13 protein-coding genes are annotated in these 17,473 nt (G+C 68.9%); 2 read left to right on the top strand and 11 right to left on the bottom strand.

Annotated elements, in window-relative coordinates:
- Positions 1 to 240 precede the first annotated feature (240 nt).
- Entirely contained in the window at positions 241 to 1,683 is a 1,443-nt protein-coding gene (locus LR394_RS27500) for a CAP domain-containing protein (RefSeq protein ID WP_231447376.1), read from the top strand.
- 11 nt (positions 1,684 to 1,694) lie between these two features.
- On the opposite strand, the gene LR394_RS27495 is transcribed toward LR394_RS27500, so the two are convergent.
- From LR394_RS27495 to LR394_RS27455, 8 genes are all read right to left on the bottom strand, one after another.
- Positions 1,695 to 2,915 (bottom strand): EAL and HDOD domain-containing protein, encoded by a 1,221-nt coding sequence (locus LR394_RS27495; protein WP_231447374.1) that lies wholly within the window; start codon positions 2,913 to 2,915, stop codon positions 1,695 to 1,697.
- A gap of 209 nt (positions 2,916 to 3,124) precedes the next feature.
- Positions 3,125 to 4,444 (bottom strand): class I SAM-dependent methyltransferase, encoded by a 1,320-nt coding sequence (locus tag LR394_RS27490; RefSeq protein WP_231447372.1) that lies wholly within the window; start codon positions 4,442 to 4,444, stop codon positions 3,125 to 3,127.
- Between the two features lie 144 nt (positions 4,445 to 4,588).
- Positions 4,589 to 6,010 (bottom strand): FAD-binding oxidoreductase, encoded by a 1,422-nt coding sequence (locus tag LR394_RS27485; protein ID WP_231447370.1) that lies wholly within the window; start codon positions 6,008 to 6,010, stop codon positions 4,589 to 4,591.
- 23 nt (positions 6,011 to 6,033) lie between these two features.
- The gene (gene pgm, locus LR394_RS27480) at positions 6,034 to 7,662 is read right to left on the bottom strand and encodes a phosphoglucomutase (alpha-D-glucose-1,6-bisphosphate-dependent) (protein ID WP_231447368.1); all 1,629 of its coding nucleotides are present in this window, start codon (positions 7,660 to 7,662) and stop codon (positions 6,034 to 6,036) included.
- Between the two features lie 61 nt (positions 7,663 to 7,723).
- Positions 7,724 to 8,911, bottom strand: coding sequence for an aminoglycoside phosphotransferase family protein (locus LR394_RS27475; protein ID WP_231447366.1), 1,188 nt, complete (start codon positions 8,909 to 8,911; stop codon positions 7,724 to 7,726).
- A 1-nt stretch (position 8,912) separates the two neighbouring features.
- The gene (locus tag LR394_RS27470) at positions 8,913 to 9,581 is read right to left on the bottom strand and encodes a response regulator transcription factor (protein ID WP_231447364.1); all 669 of its coding nucleotides are present in this window, start codon (positions 9,579 to 9,581) and stop codon (positions 8,913 to 8,915) included.
- On the bottom strand, positions 9,578 to 11,083 hold the full coding sequence (locus tag LR394_RS42110) for a sensor histidine kinase (protein ID WP_269329858.1): 1,506 nt from the start codon (positions 11,081 to 11,083) through the stop codon (positions 9,578 to 9,580). The genes LR394_RS27470 and LR394_RS42110 overlap by 4 nt, the downstream gene beginning before the upstream one ends.
- 2 nt (positions 11,084 to 11,085) lie before the next feature.
- Positions 11,086 to 11,454, bottom strand: a complete 369-nt coding sequence (locus LR394_RS27455; RefSeq protein WP_231447362.1) for a hypothetical protein — start codon at positions 11,452 to 11,454, stop codon at positions 11,086 to 11,088.
- 201 nt (positions 11,455 to 11,655) lie between these two features.
- Between LR394_RS27455 and LR394_RS27450 the strand changes: the two genes are divergently transcribed.
- Positions 11,656 to 12,543: a DNA-formamidopyrimidine glycosylase family protein gene (locus LR394_RS27450; protein ID WP_231447360.1), complete on the top strand. Its 888-nt coding sequence runs from the start codon at positions 11,656 to 11,658 to the stop codon at positions 12,541 to 12,543.
- A 60-nt stretch (positions 12,544 to 12,603) separates the two neighbouring features.
- On the opposite strand, the gene LR394_RS27445 is transcribed toward LR394_RS27450, so the two are convergent.
- The 3 genes from LR394_RS27445 to LR394_RS27435 all read right to left on the bottom strand — a co-directional run bounded on the left by LR394_RS27445 (position 12,604) and on the right by LR394_RS27435 (position 17,219).
- Positions 12,604 to 14,421 (bottom strand): SpoIVB peptidase S55 domain-containing protein, encoded by a 1,818-nt coding sequence (locus LR394_RS27445; RefSeq protein ID WP_231447358.1) that lies wholly within the window; start codon positions 14,419 to 14,421, stop codon positions 12,604 to 12,606.
- Positions 14,422 to 14,749: 328 nt separating this feature from the next.
- Positions 14,750 to 16,483 (bottom strand): SpoIVB peptidase S55 domain-containing protein, encoded by a 1,734-nt coding sequence (locus LR394_RS27440; protein ID WP_231447356.1) that lies wholly within the window; start codon positions 16,481 to 16,483, stop codon positions 14,750 to 14,752.
- A 268-nt stretch (positions 16,484 to 16,751) separates the two neighbouring features.
- The gene (locus LR394_RS27435; protein ID WP_231447354.1) at positions 16,752 to 17,219 is read right to left on the bottom strand and encodes an SSI family serine proteinase inhibitor; all 468 of its coding nucleotides are present in this window, start codon (positions 17,217 to 17,219) and stop codon (positions 16,752 to 16,754) included.
- Positions 17,220 to 17,473: the final 254 nt, after the last annotated feature.

The following is a 17,473-nucleotide window of genomic DNA, read 5'->3' as shown; positions in this document are numbered from 1 at the left end:
ATCGTCCGTGATCGGCTGACGCGTTCGGAGACGTTCGGGCACCGCTCGTGCACTGCATACCTAAAGACGACGGATTTCCCGGGAATGTTCCGAGCGTCAGTTAACCGACAGCAGGCCAAGGCTTGACCAATCCCGACCCGTCGCCTGCTGATCCGTACCCCCCGACCGCGCTCGAGACAGCATTTGCCAGGTAACAATATGACAACGCCTTAACTGGCAAACGTGCTAAAACTCCTGGTCATGTCCCTGATCCGTCATCAGAAGTTCCGCCCGCTGCTGATCGGCGCGGTCACCGCAGTCGTCGTCGGTGGCAGCGGTGCCATCTGGGCCTCAGGCGGTTTCCTGAATCGGGACCAGGGCACTCCCACGCCGCTGATGACCGGGGCTTTCGCCTCGCTCGGCGAGCCGTCCAGTGATACCCGGCCCGATGCAGAAGCCGAGGCAGAGGCGGATCAGGCTCGTGAAGACCAGAAGCAGCAGCCGAACGGCGAGATCGGGAGCGGGGTCCCGGGCTCGTCCAGCGGCGGAACGGCCGATTCGGCGGACCCGGCGGCCACCGGGGCCGCGGACCCGGCCGACCCGACCACCAAGCCGGCCGACCCGACCACCCGGCCGACGCAACCGGGCAACTCGCCGACCGGCCCGGGCCGGCCGGGGAGTGGTGGCGAGTCGGGGAGCGGGGCTGATGGCGAGTCAGGCAACGGGACAGGCAACGAGCCCGGCGGGGCTGACGGCGAGTCGGGGAACAGGGCTGACAGCGAGGCGGGCGGCGGGGCTGGTACCGGGTCGGGCGGTGGGACTGAGTCAGGCAACGGGACTGCGCACGAGTCGGATGGTGCTGACGGCGAGTCGGGCAACGGCGGCGCTCACAGCGAGGTAGGCAACGGGACTGACGGCCAGTCAGGTAACGGGTCGGGCAACGGGACCGGTGCCGGGTCGGGGAACGGGGGCGACGGCGAAGCCGGTCAGGAGCAGGGCCAGGGGGCGGACGAGGCGTCAGGTGAGCCGGGCCAGGGGTCGGATGGGGTCGGGTCGGACGACGGTTCGAGCACTCGGCCGGAAGCACCCACCGGCGACTCGTCGGTCGAGGAGCCGGAGGACTCAGAAGGGTCGCAACGGCCTGGAGAATCCGAAGGGCCTGGGAAGACCGGAGAATCGGGGACGCCCACCGGCACCGCGCCCTCAGGCACAGCGCCAACCAGCGATACGGCGGCCACCGACACAGCTGCTACTGACACACCCAAGGCGACCACTACGTCCTCTGCTTCCGGCGCCAGCAGTGACCTGGCGCTGGAGTCCAAGGTGATCGAACTGGTCAACGCAGAGCGCGAGAAGGCCGACTGCGAGCCCCTGGAGCGCAACGCCAAGCTCGGCCTGGCTGCACGGACGCACTCAAAGAAGATGCAGGCCGCCAACCGGATGTCGCACCAGCTCTCGGGCGAGAGCGCTCTGGGCATCCGGCTCACGGCGGCCGGCTACTCCGGCTGGAGCAGCATCGGCGAGAACATTGCCGACAACTCCGGCAGCGATGCAGCGGCCGGCGTGATGAAGCTGTGGATGAACAGCGAAGGGCACCGCAAGAACATCCTGAACTGCTCGTTCAAGGACATCGGGGTCGCGGCGGTCAAGGCCGACGACGGACGCATCTGGTGGACTCAGACGTTCGGCGCTCAGCTCGCCTGAACCAGAGCGGTCTACTGAGTGGCCAGGTGCCCAGCACTGTCGGTGGCCCGGGTGGTCTCGGTGGTCCAGGCCAGCGCCTGCAGGTAGGCCTCGGCCATCACTCGCAGGGGCACCGGCCCGCGCTCGGCCTCTTCCAGGTCCTCGTGCTCGTAGGCCCGCACCGAAGTCAGCAGCCGGCGCAGGGGGTGGCTCACGTCACCGGTGAGCGCGGCCGACAGCTCCGGGGTCAGCGTGGGCATCCGCTCCAGCAGGTCGGAGGCAGGCAGGCCCAGACCCTCGGCAATACCGTCGAGGAGTCCGGCGGTGAAGGCCGTGTCCGGAGCGGCGACCCGGCTGATGGTGGCCACCCGCTCACAAGTACGAGCTCGGGTCAGCGCCCGCACCATCCGGCTCTCGCTGCTGGCGTCCGGGGCCAGCGAAAGCAGAATCAGCCAGCCGCGCAGCCGGCTCAGGCCGACCATCACCAGCGCGTCGCGGATCGAGGAGACCTGCCGGCTGGAGCTCGAGGCGGCCGAGTTCGCGATCCGCAGCAGCCGGTAGACCAGCGCCGGGTCGAGCCGGACCGTGCGCTCGATCTCCTCGGTCGTCGTCTCCGGATCGCCGAGTCGCCCGATCAGCTGCAGCGCCAGCTGCTGCCCGGGCGAGAGCGTCTCGATCGACAGGGTTTCCGGCCGGTGCAGGTAGTAGCCCTGGAACAGCTCGAAGCCGACCGCGATGCAGCGCTCGTAGACCTCCCGGTCCTCCACCTTCTCGGCCAGCAGCCGGACGTTGTGGGGCCGGCACTTCTCCACCGTGAACAGCACGTCTTCCCAGCTCATGGCCAGGACGTCGACCTTGACGATGTCGGCGACGGCGAGCAGCGGCTCGGCCTGCGGCGACCAGACGAAGTCGTCCAGGGCCAGGCGGTAACCCTGGGCGGACAGCTGCAGTGCGCCGAACACCACCTCGGGGTCGATCTCGATGGTCTCGACGATCTCCAGCACTGCGGCCTCGGGCGGGAACGGCAGCGGCAGCGCCCCGGTCAGGAAGCTCCGGGTGAGGTTGATGAAACCGGGCTTACCGCCCAGCAGTTCGGCTGCTCCGAACTCGGCGAAGGCGGCCAGGATGGTCTGGGTGGTGGCCCCGTCGGTGTCGAGGTCTGCCGTGGTGGCCCCCGCCGTACCGCGGAAGAGCAGCTCGTAACCGTAGAGGTGGCCGGTGGCGTCGTTGATCGCCTGGCGGGCCACGTGCACGGGAGCTCCGTTTCCGGGCCGAATCGGCGGCCGTCCGGTTCTTGGGGTGAAGCGCTTGTGGGCTCCATCGGCCGGGCCGGGCGGGCGCTGAGGCCGGGGAGGGCCGAACGAGTTACCGCGAGGGTCACTCAGCGTCGGAGGTTCACCCGGGTGGAGCAGAAGCGAAGCAGGGCGCGGTTACTGCCGATCCACGCCCTGCCCGCCCGGGATCAGACTCCGAAGGTGTGCCGCAGCGGGTACTGCGAGTGGCCTCGTTCGTCCGGCCGCACCGCGAGGATCTGGTGCAGCTCGATCTGCCGCTTGCCGAAGCCGTTGCTGCAGCCGGCCAGGTACATGCCCCAGATCTTGGCCGTCGCCTCACCCACCTCGGCGACCGCCGCGTCCCAGTTGGCCATCAGGTTCTCGGCCCAGGCGGCACACGTGCGGGCGTAGTGCTCGCGCAGGTTCTCCTCGTGCCGCATCTCCAGCCCGGCGTTCTGCAGCGCGACGATCACGCTGCCGGCGCCGGTCAGCTCACCGTCCGGGAAGATGTACCGGTCGATGAAGCCACCCTTGACCCGGGCCCGGTGGATGTTGTCGGGCCGGGCGATGGAGTGGTTCAGCAGCCGCCCGCCCGGACGCAGCTTCTCCCGCAGGAACTCGAAGTAGGACGGGTAGTTGCGCACCCCGATGTGCTCGGTGAGGCCGATCGAGCTGACCGCGTCGAAGTCGCCCTCGATCACGTCGCGGTAGTCGCCGAACCGCACCTCGGCCAGGTCTTCCAGCCCCTGGCGCTTGATCTCCTGCTGGGCCCACTCGGCCTGTTCGGCCGAAAGGGTGACCCCCAGCGCCTTCACGCCGTAGTGCTCGGCCGCGTGCCGGACCATCCCGCCCCAGCCGCAGCCCACGTCCAGCAGCCGCATCCCGGGCTTGAGGTCGAGCTTGCGGGCGATCAGGTCGTACTTGTTGTACTGGGCCTCCTCGAGCGTGGCCTGCTCGTTCGGGTAGACCGCGCAGGTGTATGTCATCGAGGGGCCGAGCAACATCTCGTAGAAGGTGTTGGAGACGTCGTAGTGGTGGTGGATCGCCTCGGCATCGCGAATCTTGGAGTGCCGCAGGCCTTCCAGGGCACGCCGCCAGTCGGGCAGCGTCTCCTGCGGAGGGGGCGGTGGCGGGACCAGACGCTTCATGCCCAGGCTGCGGGCGATCCGCATAGTGGTGCGCACGTCGGGGCGGCGCCACTTCAGCTGATCCATGGCTACTAACAGAGCGTAGGGATTTCCGGGGTGAACGCCGGTGACCTGGAGTTCGCCGGTGACGTAGGCCCGGGCCAGCCCGAGCGAACCCGGGGCAGTGGCCAGATAGGCGGCGGCACGGGGAGTGTTCAGGCTGACGGTGATCTCGGCGTCGGCCCGGCCGGTCGAACTGCCGTCGTACGCGGTGAAGCGCACAGGTGAGGGCTCCGCGAGGAGCAGATCGAGGATTTCGGCCAGTAAGAGGGGGGTCTGGGCGTCATCGACGGTACGGCCCAGGATTGTGGTGAGGCTCAACTCATCTCCTCGTGACGAATCTCGCGCGACGATTGAATCGTAAGCCGACAAAAGGACCGTCGCGCGACCAAGCCCGAATCACTTTGCGTGACAGCGGACCCTCTTAGATTGAGCTATTAGTTGCCTTAAGCACAAGTCGTAACTTCAGTGTCGTCCCACCGTTTTGGCGTAGAGGTCCAGAAGTCGCCCCTCGCCGTCGTACTTGGCCTTCAACGCGGGATAGTCGTTACCGCCATAAGCCGCCCAAAACGTCGCCTCGTCGTAGTAGGCGTCCGAGTACAAAGACTTGTGACCCCCGAAACCAGCCACTGCGTCCTCAATTTCACGGTTCTTGTCGCCGTCACGACGGCCCGGCTCGATCGCCACGGTGCCCCAGAAACCGGCGTTCACGTACGTGTGCCCGCTCCGGAGCGGGTAGAGCGACCAGGGTTTCGAGTCGGCCGGCAGACTGTTGCCGGAATCACGCAGCCGCAGCGGGCAGAGCCAGACCGGAGTCATCGGGACGTGCTCCAGGTACCACTCGAGGAACTCGGCGGTGCGCCCGACCGGCAGCTCGACGTCCTGAATCACCCGCTCGCGCGCGGGCTTACCCCGCCAGGCGTCGATCCGCGAGACGAACCCGTACTTGGTCTCCAGCCCGACCAGCTTGTGGAAGACGTCGCTGCGCCGGTACCGGGCCGGCCAGTACTTGCGCACTTTCGGGTTCTGCGCGCCGAACGCGGCCGAGCACCAGAACCAGTCGGTGTCCCAGCGCCAGAGGTAGTCGTGAACGGTGAGTTTGTCCTGCTGCCGCCGCTGGATCGAGCGGTAGTAGGGCTCGGCACCGGTGTAGTCGCTCAGGCCGCTCAGGTCGTCGGTGTAAGTGCCCAGAGTGAGGTAGCTCTCGGTGGCGGAGAACACCACGCCGTCGAGAAAGTCCACGTCGCCGCCACCGGTGCTGATCGTCTCGATCGCCTGGGTCAGCTTGTGCAGATCGTCGAAGCGCACGTGCCGCAGATCGACCGCGGGCCGGACCGGCTCGAGCTCGATCCGCAGCCGGGTGGCGTAGCCGAGCGTGCCGTAGGAGTTGGGGAACCCGCGGAACAGCTCGTCCGGGGGCCGGACCGTGACCAGTTCACCGTCGCCGGTGAGGATGTCCATCTCCAGCACCGACTCGTGCGGCAGGCCGTTGCGGAACGAGCTGGACTCGATCCCCAGCCCGGTCACCGCCCCGCCCAGGGTGATCGTCTTGAGCTGGGGCACCACCAGCGGGATCAGGCCGTAGGGCAGCGTGGTGGCGACCAGCGTCTCGTAGGTGCACATCGCCTGGACATCGGCGGTGCGGGCCGCCGGGTCGATCGAGATCACCCCGTCCAGGCCGGACACGTCCAGCCCGGGCGAGGTGACCGGAGCACGGTTGCGGAACAGGTTCGACGTGCGTTTGGCCAGCCGTACCCGCTGCCCGGCCGGGATCGCCCGGTACGAGGACAGCAATCGCTCGACCGCCGCCCGGTGGGCCTGGGCCCCACGGACCAGCGACACCACCGGGGCAACGGCGGAAGTGGACAGGACAGGCGTCACAGTCATCTGTTCATCCCGTGCTTTCTAGCTCAAAGAACGGCGGACACCAGGTCTTTCGCTGCCTGCTGCACCTGAGCCAGGTGATCGGGACCGCGGTAGGACTCGGCGTAGATCTTGTACACGTCCTCGGTCCCGGACGGCCGGGCGGCGAACCAGGCGCTCTCGGTGGTGACCTTGAGCCCGCCGATCGAGGCTCCGTTGCCCGGCGCCGCGGTGAGCGTCGCCGTGATCGGTTCGCCGGCCAGTTCGGTGGCGCTGACCTGCTCTGGGGACAACTTCGCTAGAACGGCCTTCTGTTCCCGGGTGGCCGGAGCGTCAATCCGCGCATACACCGGGTCACCGTGCTTGGCCACCAGGTCGGCGTACAACTGGCTCGGTGTGCGGCCGGTGTTCACGGTGATCTCGGAGGCCAGCAGGGCCAGCAGGATGCCGTCCTTGTCGGTGGTCCAGACCGAGCCGTCCTTACGCAGGAACGAGGCCCCGGCCGACTCCTCGCCGCCGAAGCCGACCGAGCCGTCGAGCAGGCCGGGCACGAACCACTTGAAGCCGACCGGCACCTCGACGAGCTTGCGGCCCAGGTCGGCGGCCACCCGGTCGATCATCGAGGAGGAGACCAGGGTCTTGCCGATCCCGGCGTCCGGGGCCCAGCCCGGGCGCGAGGCGTACAGGTAGTTGATCGCCACCGCGAGGTAGTGGTTGGGATTCATCAGCCCGCCGTCCGGCGTGACGATGCCGTGCCGGTCGGAGTCGGCGTCGTTGCCGGTGGCGATCGCGTACCGGTCCTTGGCGCCGATCAGCGAGGCCATCGCCGAGGGCGAGGAGCAGTCCATCCGGATCTTGCCGTCCCAGTCCAGCGTCATGAACCGGAAGGTGGAGTCGACCAGCGGGTTGACCACCTCCAGGTTGAGCCGGTGGCGCTCGGCGATCTCGCCCCAGTAGGCCACCGCCGCCCCACCCAGCGGGTCGGCGCCGATCCGCAGGCCGTTCTCCCGGATCGCGTCCAGGTCCAGGATGCTCGGCAGGTCGTCCACGTAGGTGCCGAGGAAGTCGTACCCGGACACCGCGGCCCGGGCCCGGTCGAACGGAATCCGCTTGACTCCAGCCAGATTCGCGGCCAGCAGCTCGTTGGCGCGGCGGGCGATCCAGCCGGTGGCGTCGGTGTCGGCCGGGCCACCGTGCGGCGGGTTGTACTTGAAACCACCGTCGGCGGGCGGGTTGTGGGACGGGGTGACCACGATGCCGTCCGCCAGGCCCTCGGTGCGCCCGCGGTTGTAGGTCAAGATGGCGTGCGACACGGCGGGGGTGGGCGTGTACCCGTCCCGGTCGTCGACCAGCGTGCGCACGTCGTTGGCGGCCAGTACCTCCAGGGCACTGGCCCAGGCCGGCTCGGACAGCGCATGTGTGTCCCGGCCGATGAACAACGGCCCGGAGATGCCCTGACCAGCGCGGTACTCGACGATTGCCTGGGTGGTGGCGACGATGTGCGCCTCGTTGAACGAGCCGTTCAGGCTGCTGCCGCGGTGGCCGGAGGTGCCGAAGGCGACCTTCTGGGCGGCCTCGGCGGGATCCGGCTGGGTGGTGTAGTAACTGGTCACGACGTGTGCGACGTCGATCAGATCTTCCGGCTCGGCCGGCGACCCGGCCCGGTCGTGTGGCATGACTCCTCCTGACAGCGGCGCTCCGCCTGGAGGTTATCCAATGCCTTCACGCCGCGGCAGGTCAGCGTCGCGGCGCGTCCTGCAGCACGTCCTCGATCCGGTCCAGCATCCGCCCGGTGGCGGCCGGCCAGTCGGGCCTTTGTACCCGGTGCGGGCCGGTGGCCAGGCTCATCAGCACCCCGGCGACCCGCATACGCAACTGCCGGGCGTCCACTCGTTCCTCGAAAACCGGCTGCCACAGGCGGGACATGGCGTAGGACCGCTCGGCGTGCGCCGACGAACTCAGGCCCAAAGCCTCACAGTGCGCCAGGGCACAGGCCAGATCGTCCACCCGCGAGCCCGGGCCCACGGTGTCCACGTCCAGCAGGCCCACGATCCGGCCCGAGGAATCCACCATCATCTGCGCCTCGTAGAAGTCGCCGTGAGTCGGATCGCTACCCAGGGGAACGTCTTTCAGGGCCGATGCGATCACCTCGGCGAGCTGGCGGGCACGTTCCGCCTCGGCGGGCAGCGAATGCCCGATCATCTGGGCGTACTGCGGGGCCCGGCGGCTCCAGGGCCGGCGCCGGTTCAGCCCGAGCACCCCGGGTGGGAAACGCTCGAGCACCGAGATCACGTCGTCGGGCTGGGGCAGTTTGCCGTCGGGCTGCAGCAGGCGCCGGCGCAACGGGGTTCCCGGCAGGTTCTCCAGCACCAGCAGCCCGTCGTCGGTCCAGCCCAGGCTGTGCGGCACGGGAACCCCGGCGTTGTAAAGCATCTCGTGCCGCCGGTGCAGCGCCTCGACATCTTCGGGCGGCAGCACCTTGGCGTACAGCATCCCACCGGCTGAACTCACCCGGATCACCGCGCGCCGCTTGGGCCGGTAGGAGACCAGCTCGGTGCGCAGCCCGGCCGGATCCAGCCCGAACGAGCGCAGCAGGGCCGAGAGAGTCTCCGCCCCTAACGCCGCACTCAGCCCGGGCAGACCCGGATCGTCCGGCAGCCGCCAGACACACACCCGGTTCTGGCCGTCGGACAGCGTGAGCGCCCCCGGCGGGGCCTCGTCGTCCGCGGCCAGCGAACTGGCGCCCAGCACGTCGTCGGTCCGCCCGGTCGGCCACTGCACGGTGGCCTGGTAGGCGACCGTGGTGCCCTCACCCCGGTGGTCGACCTGGGTGACCCGCCAGGCCTCCAGATGCCCGCCCGCGGTCGAGACCGCAGCCTCCAGCAACTCGCCGGCATCGGGACCGGTGAGCATGTCAAGGCCCATCTCAGGCCACCTCCACCAGCCGGTAACCCATGCCCCGCACCGTCTCGAACCACTGGGCGCCGAGCTTCTTGCGCAAGTACCGAACGTACACGTCCACCACGTTCGAGCCGGGGTCGAAGTCGTACCCCCAGACGTGGCTGAGCAGCTGTTCCCGGCTCAGGACCTGGCCCGGGTGCCGGATGAAGGTCTCGGCCAGGGCGAACTCACGCGCGGACAACTCCACGGTTCGGCCCTCCACCGCGGCCCGGCGGCTGCGCAGATCCAGCGCCAGCGCACCGTGGGTGAGCACGGTGGCCTCCGGCTCGCGCGGGTCCTCGCGCAGGCGCAGCCGGATCCGGGCCAGCAGCTCCTCGAACCGGAACGGCTTGGACATGTAGTCGTCCGCCCCGCCCTCCAGCCCGGCCACCGTGTCGGTGATCGACTGCCGGGCGGTCAGGATGATCACCGGCAGGCCGCTGCGCCCGGCCCGCAGCCGCTTGAGCACCTCGAAACCGTCCAGCCCGGGCAGGCCGATGTCCAGCACCAGCAGGTCGAACTCACCCGTACAGGCGTAGTCCAGCGCGCTGATCCCGTCGGCCACCACAGTCGGGGTGAACCCGGCGGCCCGCAGCCCCTTCGAGACGAACGAGGCGATCCGGTCCTCGTCCTCCGCCACCAGAATCCGGTTCACGGCACCTCCTGCGCCATCGGCACGGTCGTTGCGGACGCGGGGACCGCGGCCCGCGGAATGCTCAGGGTGAAGATCGCGCCGGACTCCCCGGGCGCGGAGGAGAGCGAGACCGACCCCTCATGGGCGGCGGCGATCGCCCCGACGATGGACAGGCCCAGTCCGGAGCCCTCGACCCGGCGGGCATCGGCACCGCGACCGAACCGCTCGAAGATGCGCTCGGCGTCCTCCGCCGAAACTCCCGGACCGGTGTCGCGCACCGACAGGTGCACCACGTCCGCCCCGGCGCGGCTGCCGAAGGCGATCACCTGCCCGGGCGCCGTGTACTTCACCGCGTTGTGGGCCAGCTGCAGCAGACCCTGGGTGATCCGCTGGGGGTCGGCGTGGATCCAGACCGGGGACTGCTCGTCCAGCCGCCAGTCCCGGTCGGCCAGACCCACGGCCTTGTCCAGCACCTCGGCCATCAGGTCCGCCACCTTCACCGGCTCGCGGCGCACGAAGTCCGGGCGCTTGGTCTGAGCCAGCAGGATCAGGTCCTGCACCAGCCGGGCCATCCGGTCCAGCTCGTCCATCACCAGGGCGCGGGTCTCCTCCACGTCGGCCGCGTCGTCCGCCGCCATCAGCTCCAGGTGCCCCCGGATGATCGTGATCGGCGTCTTCAGCTCGTGCCCGGCGTCGTCCAGGAACTCCTGCTGGGCCCGGAAGGCGTGCTCCAGCCGGTCCAGCATCCGGTTGAACGTCCTCGCCATCTCGCTGACGTCGTCGGAGCCGGTGACCTCGATCCGCTCGGTGAAGTCGGCGTGCGAGATCTGCTCGGCGGTGGCTCGTAGCTGCCGCAGCGGGGCCAGCAGCCGGCCGGCCACGATCCAGCCGACCGCGCCGACCACCACCAGGGAAAGCAGGGAGACCAGGGCGAAGCGGGTGGCGATCTCGGAGATCTGCTTGGCGTTGCGGTCCAGGCCCTGGGCGATCACGTAGTTGCCGACCCGCGGGTCGCCGGGCACCCGGACCTTGATCGCGACGTACCGGATCCGTTCGCCGGATGTGGTGGTGACCTCCCGCATCCGGGTGGGCGCGTCGGCCGGCAGCGCACTCACCGCGCCGATCACCGCCTGCTCCGTCTCCAGGTTGATGAACTGGTCGAAGTTGGGCTTGTAGCCGGTCTGGCCGTCGTCGAGCAGGGCCAGGAAGGCCTCGTCGCGGTCGGGGGCCTGCTTCTGGGTGGCCGAGGCCAGCAGGTCCTCCACCGAGGCGTACGGCCGGCCGGTGGCCGGGTCGGGCTGCTTGGCGATCGCGGTGAACTCCTCGACCTCACCCCGCAGCGAGGCGTTGAGCCGTTCGTCGAGGCTGTTGCGCTGCATGATCACGATGCTGCTGCCGGCCAGGAACATCCCGAGCGCGGCCAGCAGCAGGACGGTGGCCAGGATCAGGGTGCGTACCCCGACCGCGGGCCGCCGGAAGCGCCCGCTACGGCCGGCGGGCAGTGGTTGCGTGGTTCCGGTCATTGTCAGTCGTCATCGCTGTCGTCGTCATCGTCGTCGTCGCTGTCATCATCGTCGTCGTCATCATCGTCATCGTCGTCCCCGACCTTCTTCGGTGCCGGCGGGTCCACCTTCTTGACCACCTTGTCCGCGGTCGGTGTGGGGGTCGCCGGGGTGGTCGCCGGTGAGCCGGTCTGGGTGCCGGTTGCGTTCGGTTCGGGGGTGGCATTGATGTTCGCCGCCGGGTCGGTGGCCTCCACGCTGGCGACCACGGCCGGGCCGATTTCGGCATCCAGGTCGGTGGTGTCGCCGGAGGCCGCAGCGGCGAACACGAACACGGCAAGTCCGCCCGCGCCCAGCAGCGCGGCGGTGATCAGCACGTTCCGTCGTCCCATGGCACTTACCCTGCCGGAGCCCGTAGGAGAGCTGATGAGAGAAAGATGAGAGCCCTCTCATCTAGGGCCTCACGGACGCTTCGGGGCGCCTGGGTCCTACTGCTTGCGGACGTCTACGGGCGCCTTTGGTTCTACTGCTTACGGACGCGTCTGGGCACCGATCACTGACAAGGCAGTGGGTGGCGGGGCATCCTGGGTAGCGTGCCTGAGCTGCCCGAGGTCGAGGCCCTGACCGGATTCCTGCGTGAGCGTCTGGTGGGGCGGGCGGTGGACAGCGTCGAAATCGGGGCGATCAGCGCGCTGAAGACCTACGACCCGCCGCCTACCGCCCTGAGCGGCCTGAGCGTGACCGGAGTGCATCGGCACGGCAAGTTCATCGACCTGGACGTGGACGGCCTGCACCTGATCTTCCACCTGGCCCGGGGCGGCTGGCTGCGCTGGAACGACACCGCGGTGAAGACCGTGCTCAAGCCGGGCAAGAGCCCGCTGGCCCTGCGCGTGCGCTTCACCCCGAACCTCGAGGACCCGGACGACGAGTCCACCCCCGGCTTCGACCTGACCGAGGCCGGCACCAAGAAACGGCTGGCGATCTACCTGGCCCGGAACCCGTCCGAGGTGCCCGGCATCGCCACTCTGGGACCCGATCCGCTGGCCGAGGCCTTCACCCTGGAGGTCTTCGCCGGGATCCTCAAGGGCCAGCGGGCGCAGATCAAGGGCCTGCTGCGGGACCAGAGCACGATCGCCGGCGTGGGTAACGCCTACAGCGACGAGGTGCTGCACGCGGCCCGGATGTCGCCGTTCGCGCTGGCCGCCAAGCTCGACCCGGACCAGGTCCGCACCCTGTACGAGGCGCTGCAGAACACCCTGCGCACGGCTGTCGCGGCGGCCGCGGGCAAGCCGGCCAAGGAGCTGAAGGACGCCAAGCGGGCCGGTCTGGCGGTGCACGCCCGCACCGGCCAGGAGTGCCCGGTCTGCGGCGATGTGGTGCGCGAGGTCTCGTTCGCCGACTCCTCGCTGCAGTACTGCGCCACCTGCCAGACCGGCGGCAAGGTGCTGGCCGACCGCCGGATGTCGCGCCTGCTGAAATAGGGCTCAGACGCGCCGAAGCCCTCGTCCGCAACGCGGGACGAGGGCTTCGGCTTTGGGCGGTTACTTCACCGAGACCGAGAACTCGTTGTAGTACCAGGCGACCGCGCCGTCCACTTCCTTGGTGCGGCTGGTGGTCAGCGGTTCCCCTTCGCCGTCTTCGCTGTAGAGGGTGAGCTGGCTGCTCACCGAGTTACCGGCCGGCAGGTTGTTGAGCTCCTCGATCAGCTCGTCGAGGGCGTCCGGGTCCTCGCCCTCCTCTGCGGCCTTCTGCTCGTCGTAGTACCAGTCGCTGTCCCCGGCCTGGACGCTCAGCCAGCCGGAGGAACCGCTGGTGCTCTCCTCCGGCACCGTGAGGTTGAGGTTCAGCGTGCGCTTCTCGTCAGAGCTGCGGTAACCCTTGAGCGTGGCCCGCACCGGCAGAGTTGCGCCGGGCGAGACCTCCACGTCCTTCAGGGGTACCCACGTCTTGCCTTCCTTGGTCTCCACCTTGTTCACGCTGAACTGGTTGATCTTGGTCGAGACCTCACCGCTGACGTCGATCCCGGTGATCTTCAGGTCCTCGTACGGCTGGCTCACCAGCGGGTACACCAGCGACCAGACCTTGTCGGCGGTCGGGTAGCTGACGTCGTAGGTGTCGGCGAAGTAGTTCTCGTGGGTGATCTTGAACTTCTCGCCGTCCGCCCGGGTGCCCTTGATGGTGATCTTCACCTCGGAGGAGCCGGCCGACTGGGCGCCCAGCGCCTTGATCACGGCCGACTGTACGTGCAGAGCGGCGAAGTCGGCGGTGAACGGCTCGTACAGCGAGACCGTCTTGCCCGAGAACTTCTTACCGGCGTCGTTGGTCAGCGACGTGGTGACCGGGATCTGGTAGTCCGGCTTCTCTCCCAGGGTGCCACGCAGGCCCACCGTGCCGTCCCAGGTGACGGTGCCGACCACTCCGCCCGGGTTGGCCACCTTGAACGCGCTGAACGACGGGTCCGGCTGGATGAACAGGGCCTGGGCCGGGTGCATGCTGTAGCCGACCGGGCCGTTGGACAGGAACGGGTGACCCCACGCGACCGCGGTGTCGTCGCAGACGAACGTGGTGGTGCCGACCCCGCCCGCGGTGATGTCGCCGTAGGACATCGCCGCCACGTAGTTCGAGCCGGCGAAGATCTCGTTGGGCGAGGAGTCGGCCTTGGTGCCCGCGCTCGAGCCGGTGCTGGTCTTGACCGGCACGCCGCTCTTGTCCTCGAGCTGCTTGAGGAACTTGTTCTCCTTCTTGGTCTTGGCCACTCCGGTGACGCTGAGCGGAGTGGAGACCGTCCGGAAACCCTTCAGGGCCTCGGCACTGGTGGCCTCGCCGGTCTTGGCGATCCGGGCGGCGAGCGCGGCCGAGACCGCCACCTTCTCGTTCGCCTCGGTGCCCGACCCGGCCCGGCGGGCGTTCTCCGACGGGTCGTTGCGCAGGGCCAGCATGTCGGCGGCCGGGGTGATGCCGGCAATGTTCGTGTTCCCGGCGATCAGGGTGTACGAGACCGAGCCGATCAGCTTCTTGTCGGCGGTGTAGACCGGGGAACCGGACATCCCGCTCCACACCCCGCCCGCCCGGGTCAGGGCCGGCGAGTCGAGGTCAGCGATGATCATGTCGGTACCCGGCTGGATGCCGTCGGTGATCCGGCCCAGCACCACGGCGCTGAACGGGTCGGCCTTGTTGCCCTTTTCGACCGTGTAGCCGGTGCCCTTCAGCCCGTCGACGGCCTTGTCCGTCGGGAGCGCCTCCGGGCATGCGGTCGCGGCCTTGTTGGCGGCCGAGGAGTTCAGTGCCGGAACGCCGACCAGAAGACCGGATACGGCCACTCCGGCGACCATGGCACTTGCCGTACGAGTTCTGGACATTGAGCCCCCACTCACTTGTCCGAGCTGCCGGCACGGATGTGTGACCGGCAGACAGGCCCGAGATCCGCCCGGTGGTATCCGGTTCGGGTTCTTCGGGTGCGGGTTCACCATAGGGCTTCGGAAAGTGTTATTGGTGGGTAGCTTTCGGTGTCGTGACGGTTGTTTTAATTGCGTGTTACGGGTTTTGCGCACGGACGCGCAACCAGAAGGTGAACATGGGGGCGTTGTGGCCCGGCGGCTGGGGACCTGTGGTAAATGCTGATTCTGATGGGGACAAACGAAAAGGGCTCCCGTTCTGCCGGAACGGGAGCCCTTTTCGTGCTAGGCGCTACTTCACCGTGATCGAGGCGAGCTTCAGGTACGGGCTCACCGCCGCGTCCAGTTTCGTCTTCCGGGTGCTGCTGAGTACGCCGCCGGTCGGGGTGTCCAGGTCGACCTGGCTGATCACCGAATCACTGGAGGGAGTGTTGCGCAGTTGGTTCAGCAGACCGTTCAGCGAGTTCGGTTCCCGGGTGGCCGGCAGGGCACTGAGGCCGTCCGAAATCGTCAGCGCGCCGGTGTATCCGCTGCTCTTCTTCGGCACCCGCACGGTGAGCGGCACGGTGACCTGCTTGGTGCTGCGGTAGGCGGTCAGGGTGGCGCGCAGCGGGATCGTCGCCCCGGACGAGACGCTCTGCGTGCTCGTCAGCTTCACCCACTTGCCCTTCTTCTTGGTCTCCACCTTGGCCACCCGGTACTTCTCGATGTCGGTGGTGACCTTGCCGGTGATCTTCACCCCGGTGATCTTCACGTCCTCGAACGACTGCTCCACCAGCGGCAGCAGCAGGAAGTAGAGGCTGTCGGCGGTGGGGTAGCTGACGTCCAGCGAGTCGGCGAAGTGGTCGCTGTGGCTGAGCGAGAACTTCTTGCCGCCGGCCCGGGTGCCGGTGACGGTGATCTTCACCTCGGCCGAACCGGCCCCCTGGGCGCCGTTCGCCTTGATCACCGCGCTCTGCAGGTGCAGCGCGGCGATGTCGGCGACGTAGGCCTGGTACACCCCCACGGTGCTCCCCTTGACCGTCTTGCCCTCCTCGTTGACCAGCGAGGTGGTGATCGGGAAGTCGTGCTTCGGGGCCTGACCCAGGGTGCTGCGCAGGCCGACCGTGTTGTCCCGGGTGACCGTGCCGACCACGCCGCCGGGGTTGCCCACCTTGAACGGCCCGAACACCGGGTCGGCCTGCACGTACACCGCGGTGGCCGGGTGCACCGAGAACTCGGCCCGGCCGGCCGAGAGGAACGGGTGGCCGAAGGCGACCGCGGTGCCGTCGCAGACGTAGGTGGTGGTGCCCAGGCCGGTCAGCGAGACGTCACCGTACGAGAGGGCGGCCGTGTAGTTGGACCCGGCGAAGATCTCGCTGGGCGAGGACTCGGCCTTGGTGCTGATCTTCGAGCCGCCGCTGCGTACCGCCAGGCCGCTGCTCTTGGCGATCCCGCTGAGGTAGCGCTTGGTGTTCTTCTTGGCGATGCCGGAGGCGCTCACCGGCACCGGCAGTCGCTCGAATCCCTTGGCCGCCAGCGTCTTCGAGGCCTCACCGGTCTTGGCGATCCGGGCCGCCTTCTGCTGCGAGACCGAGATCGTGGGCCTCCCAGTGCTGCTGTCGCGCAGGGCCATCAGGTCCTCGGCCGGGGTGATGCCGGCGATCTTGGAGGATGCCGCCAGACCGTAGGAGACCGAGCCGATCAGCTTGCCGTCCGCGGCGTACACCGGCGAGCCGGACATCCCGCCCCAGACCCCGCCTGCCCGCTCAAGCGCCGGGGAGTCCAGTTCGGCCATGATCATGTCCACCCCAGGAGCGATCCCGTCGGTGATCCGGCCGAGCACCTTGGCGCTGAACTCGTCGGCGGTGGTGCCGCGCTCGACCGTGTAGCCGGTGCCGGTGACTCCGTCGACCGCGTCGGCGGTGGGGAACACCGTCGGGCAGTCCGTTGCCGCCGCGGACGAGGATGTTGCGGGAAGTGCGACGAGCAGACCTGAGACGGCCGCGGTCGTGATGAACCCACAGGCCGCACGGGACCTGGTCATGGTGCCCCCACTTGATCGGGATCCGGCGGGCACGAGCGTGCCGGCCGACGCCTGAGCAGTCGCCCCCGGACCCGGCAGATCCGAACAACCCCCCAGTTGTGAGCGCCACCATAAGCCCTGGGAAGCGGCTGGAAAACACCCCTTTCGGACGTCTTGTGTGCGGTTTCGTCTGATGCACACCGGTTTTGCGATCTTCACACCGATCACCGGTGCCTCACGGGGGCGTCGTTCTCCCCGGCGTACCAGGCGAGCTCGCGATCCGGACGGGCTACTGGGCGCTCTCGGCGGAGACCTTCGGCAGCAGCGGGGCGAGGGCGTCCCAGCGGGAGATCTCACAGCCGTCCTGGCGGCTGAAGGTCGCCTCGACCGCCCTCCCTTGCCACGAGCCGGTGACAACTGCGGTCTGCTCGCCCCCGAAGATCTGCGTGCACACGGTGTCCGGGCCGGTGGCCGGCAGCGCCTTGGCGCCGTGCTCGGCCAGCGCGGCGCAGGCGGCCTTGGCATCGGGGTGGTCGCCGCCGGCCGGATCACAGGACAGTTGCCAGGTGGTGCTCTCGCCGTCGGTCACCTCGATGCTCAGCTCGGTGCCCTCGGCGGTCTGGGCGCCCGGGTCCGCGGTGGCGTCCTGCGGGGTCACCGACCCGTCGGAGGAGCTGCCGCCGCAGGCGCTCAGGGCGACGACCGCGCCCAGCGAGAGGGCGGCGAGCCAGGGGCGACGCGAAGATCGGTGGTTCACGGTCTCATCCTTTCGTGCGGAGGCCGGTACGCGTGGTGTCGCGGGGGTTGCGGAGTGTCGTGCCGGTGATGCGGCATCAGTTTGGACGCGGTCGGTGTCCAGAGGGTTCCCGCCGGGCTTTGCCCGTTTTGCTCGTCTGTTCTGCCGAGAGCCGGCTCCGATCTGCCGAGAACCGGATCCGCCGCACCGGCGACAGGCCGCCGCAGATGTCCGGTCGCTCGCGGGCGCCTGCGAGGATGGAGGAACCCGATCAT

The sequence above is a fragment of the Kineosporia babensis genome (assembly GCF_021129305.1).
GTDB lineage: Bacteria > Actinomycetota > Actinomycetes > Actinomycetales > Kineosporiaceae > Kineosporia > Kineosporia babensis.
Note: the sequence above shows the minus strand (reverse complement) of the source record. Positions and strands in the feature narration are given on the sequence as shown.

Excerpts from the sequence above, each read along its gene's own strand:
- LR394_RS27500 (WP_231447376.1), top strand. The coding sequence starts at position 241 with ATGTCCCTGATCCGTCATCAGAAGTTCCGCCCGCTGCTGATCGGCGCG.
- LR394_RS27485 (WP_231447370.1), bottom strand. The coding sequence starts at position 6,010 with ATGACTGTGACGCCTGTCCTGTCCACTTCCGCCGTTGCCCCGGTGGTG.
- pgm (WP_231447368.1), bottom strand. The coding sequence starts at position 7,662 with ATGCCACACGACCGGGCCGGGTCGCCGGCCGAGCCGGAAGATCTGATC.
- LR394_RS27475 (WP_231447366.1), bottom strand. The coding sequence starts at position 8,911 with ATGGGCCTTGACATGCTCACCGGTCCCGATGCCGGCGAGTTGCTGGAG.
- LR394_RS42110 (WP_269329858.1), bottom strand. The coding sequence starts at position 11,083 with ATGACCGGAACCACGCAACCACTGCCCGCCGGCCGTAGCGGGCGCTTC.
- LR394_RS27455 (WP_231447362.1), bottom strand. The coding sequence starts at position 11,454 with ATGGGACGACGGAACGTGCTGATCACCGCCGCGCTGCTGGGCGCGGGC.
- LR394_RS27445 (WP_231447358.1), bottom strand. The coding sequence starts at position 14,421 with ATGTCCAGAACTCGTACGGCAAGTGCCATGGTCGCCGGAGTGGCCGTA.
- LR394_RS27440 (WP_231447356.1), bottom strand. The coding sequence starts at position 16,483 with ATGACCAGGTCCCGTGCGGCCTGTGGGTTCATCACGACCGCGGCCGTC.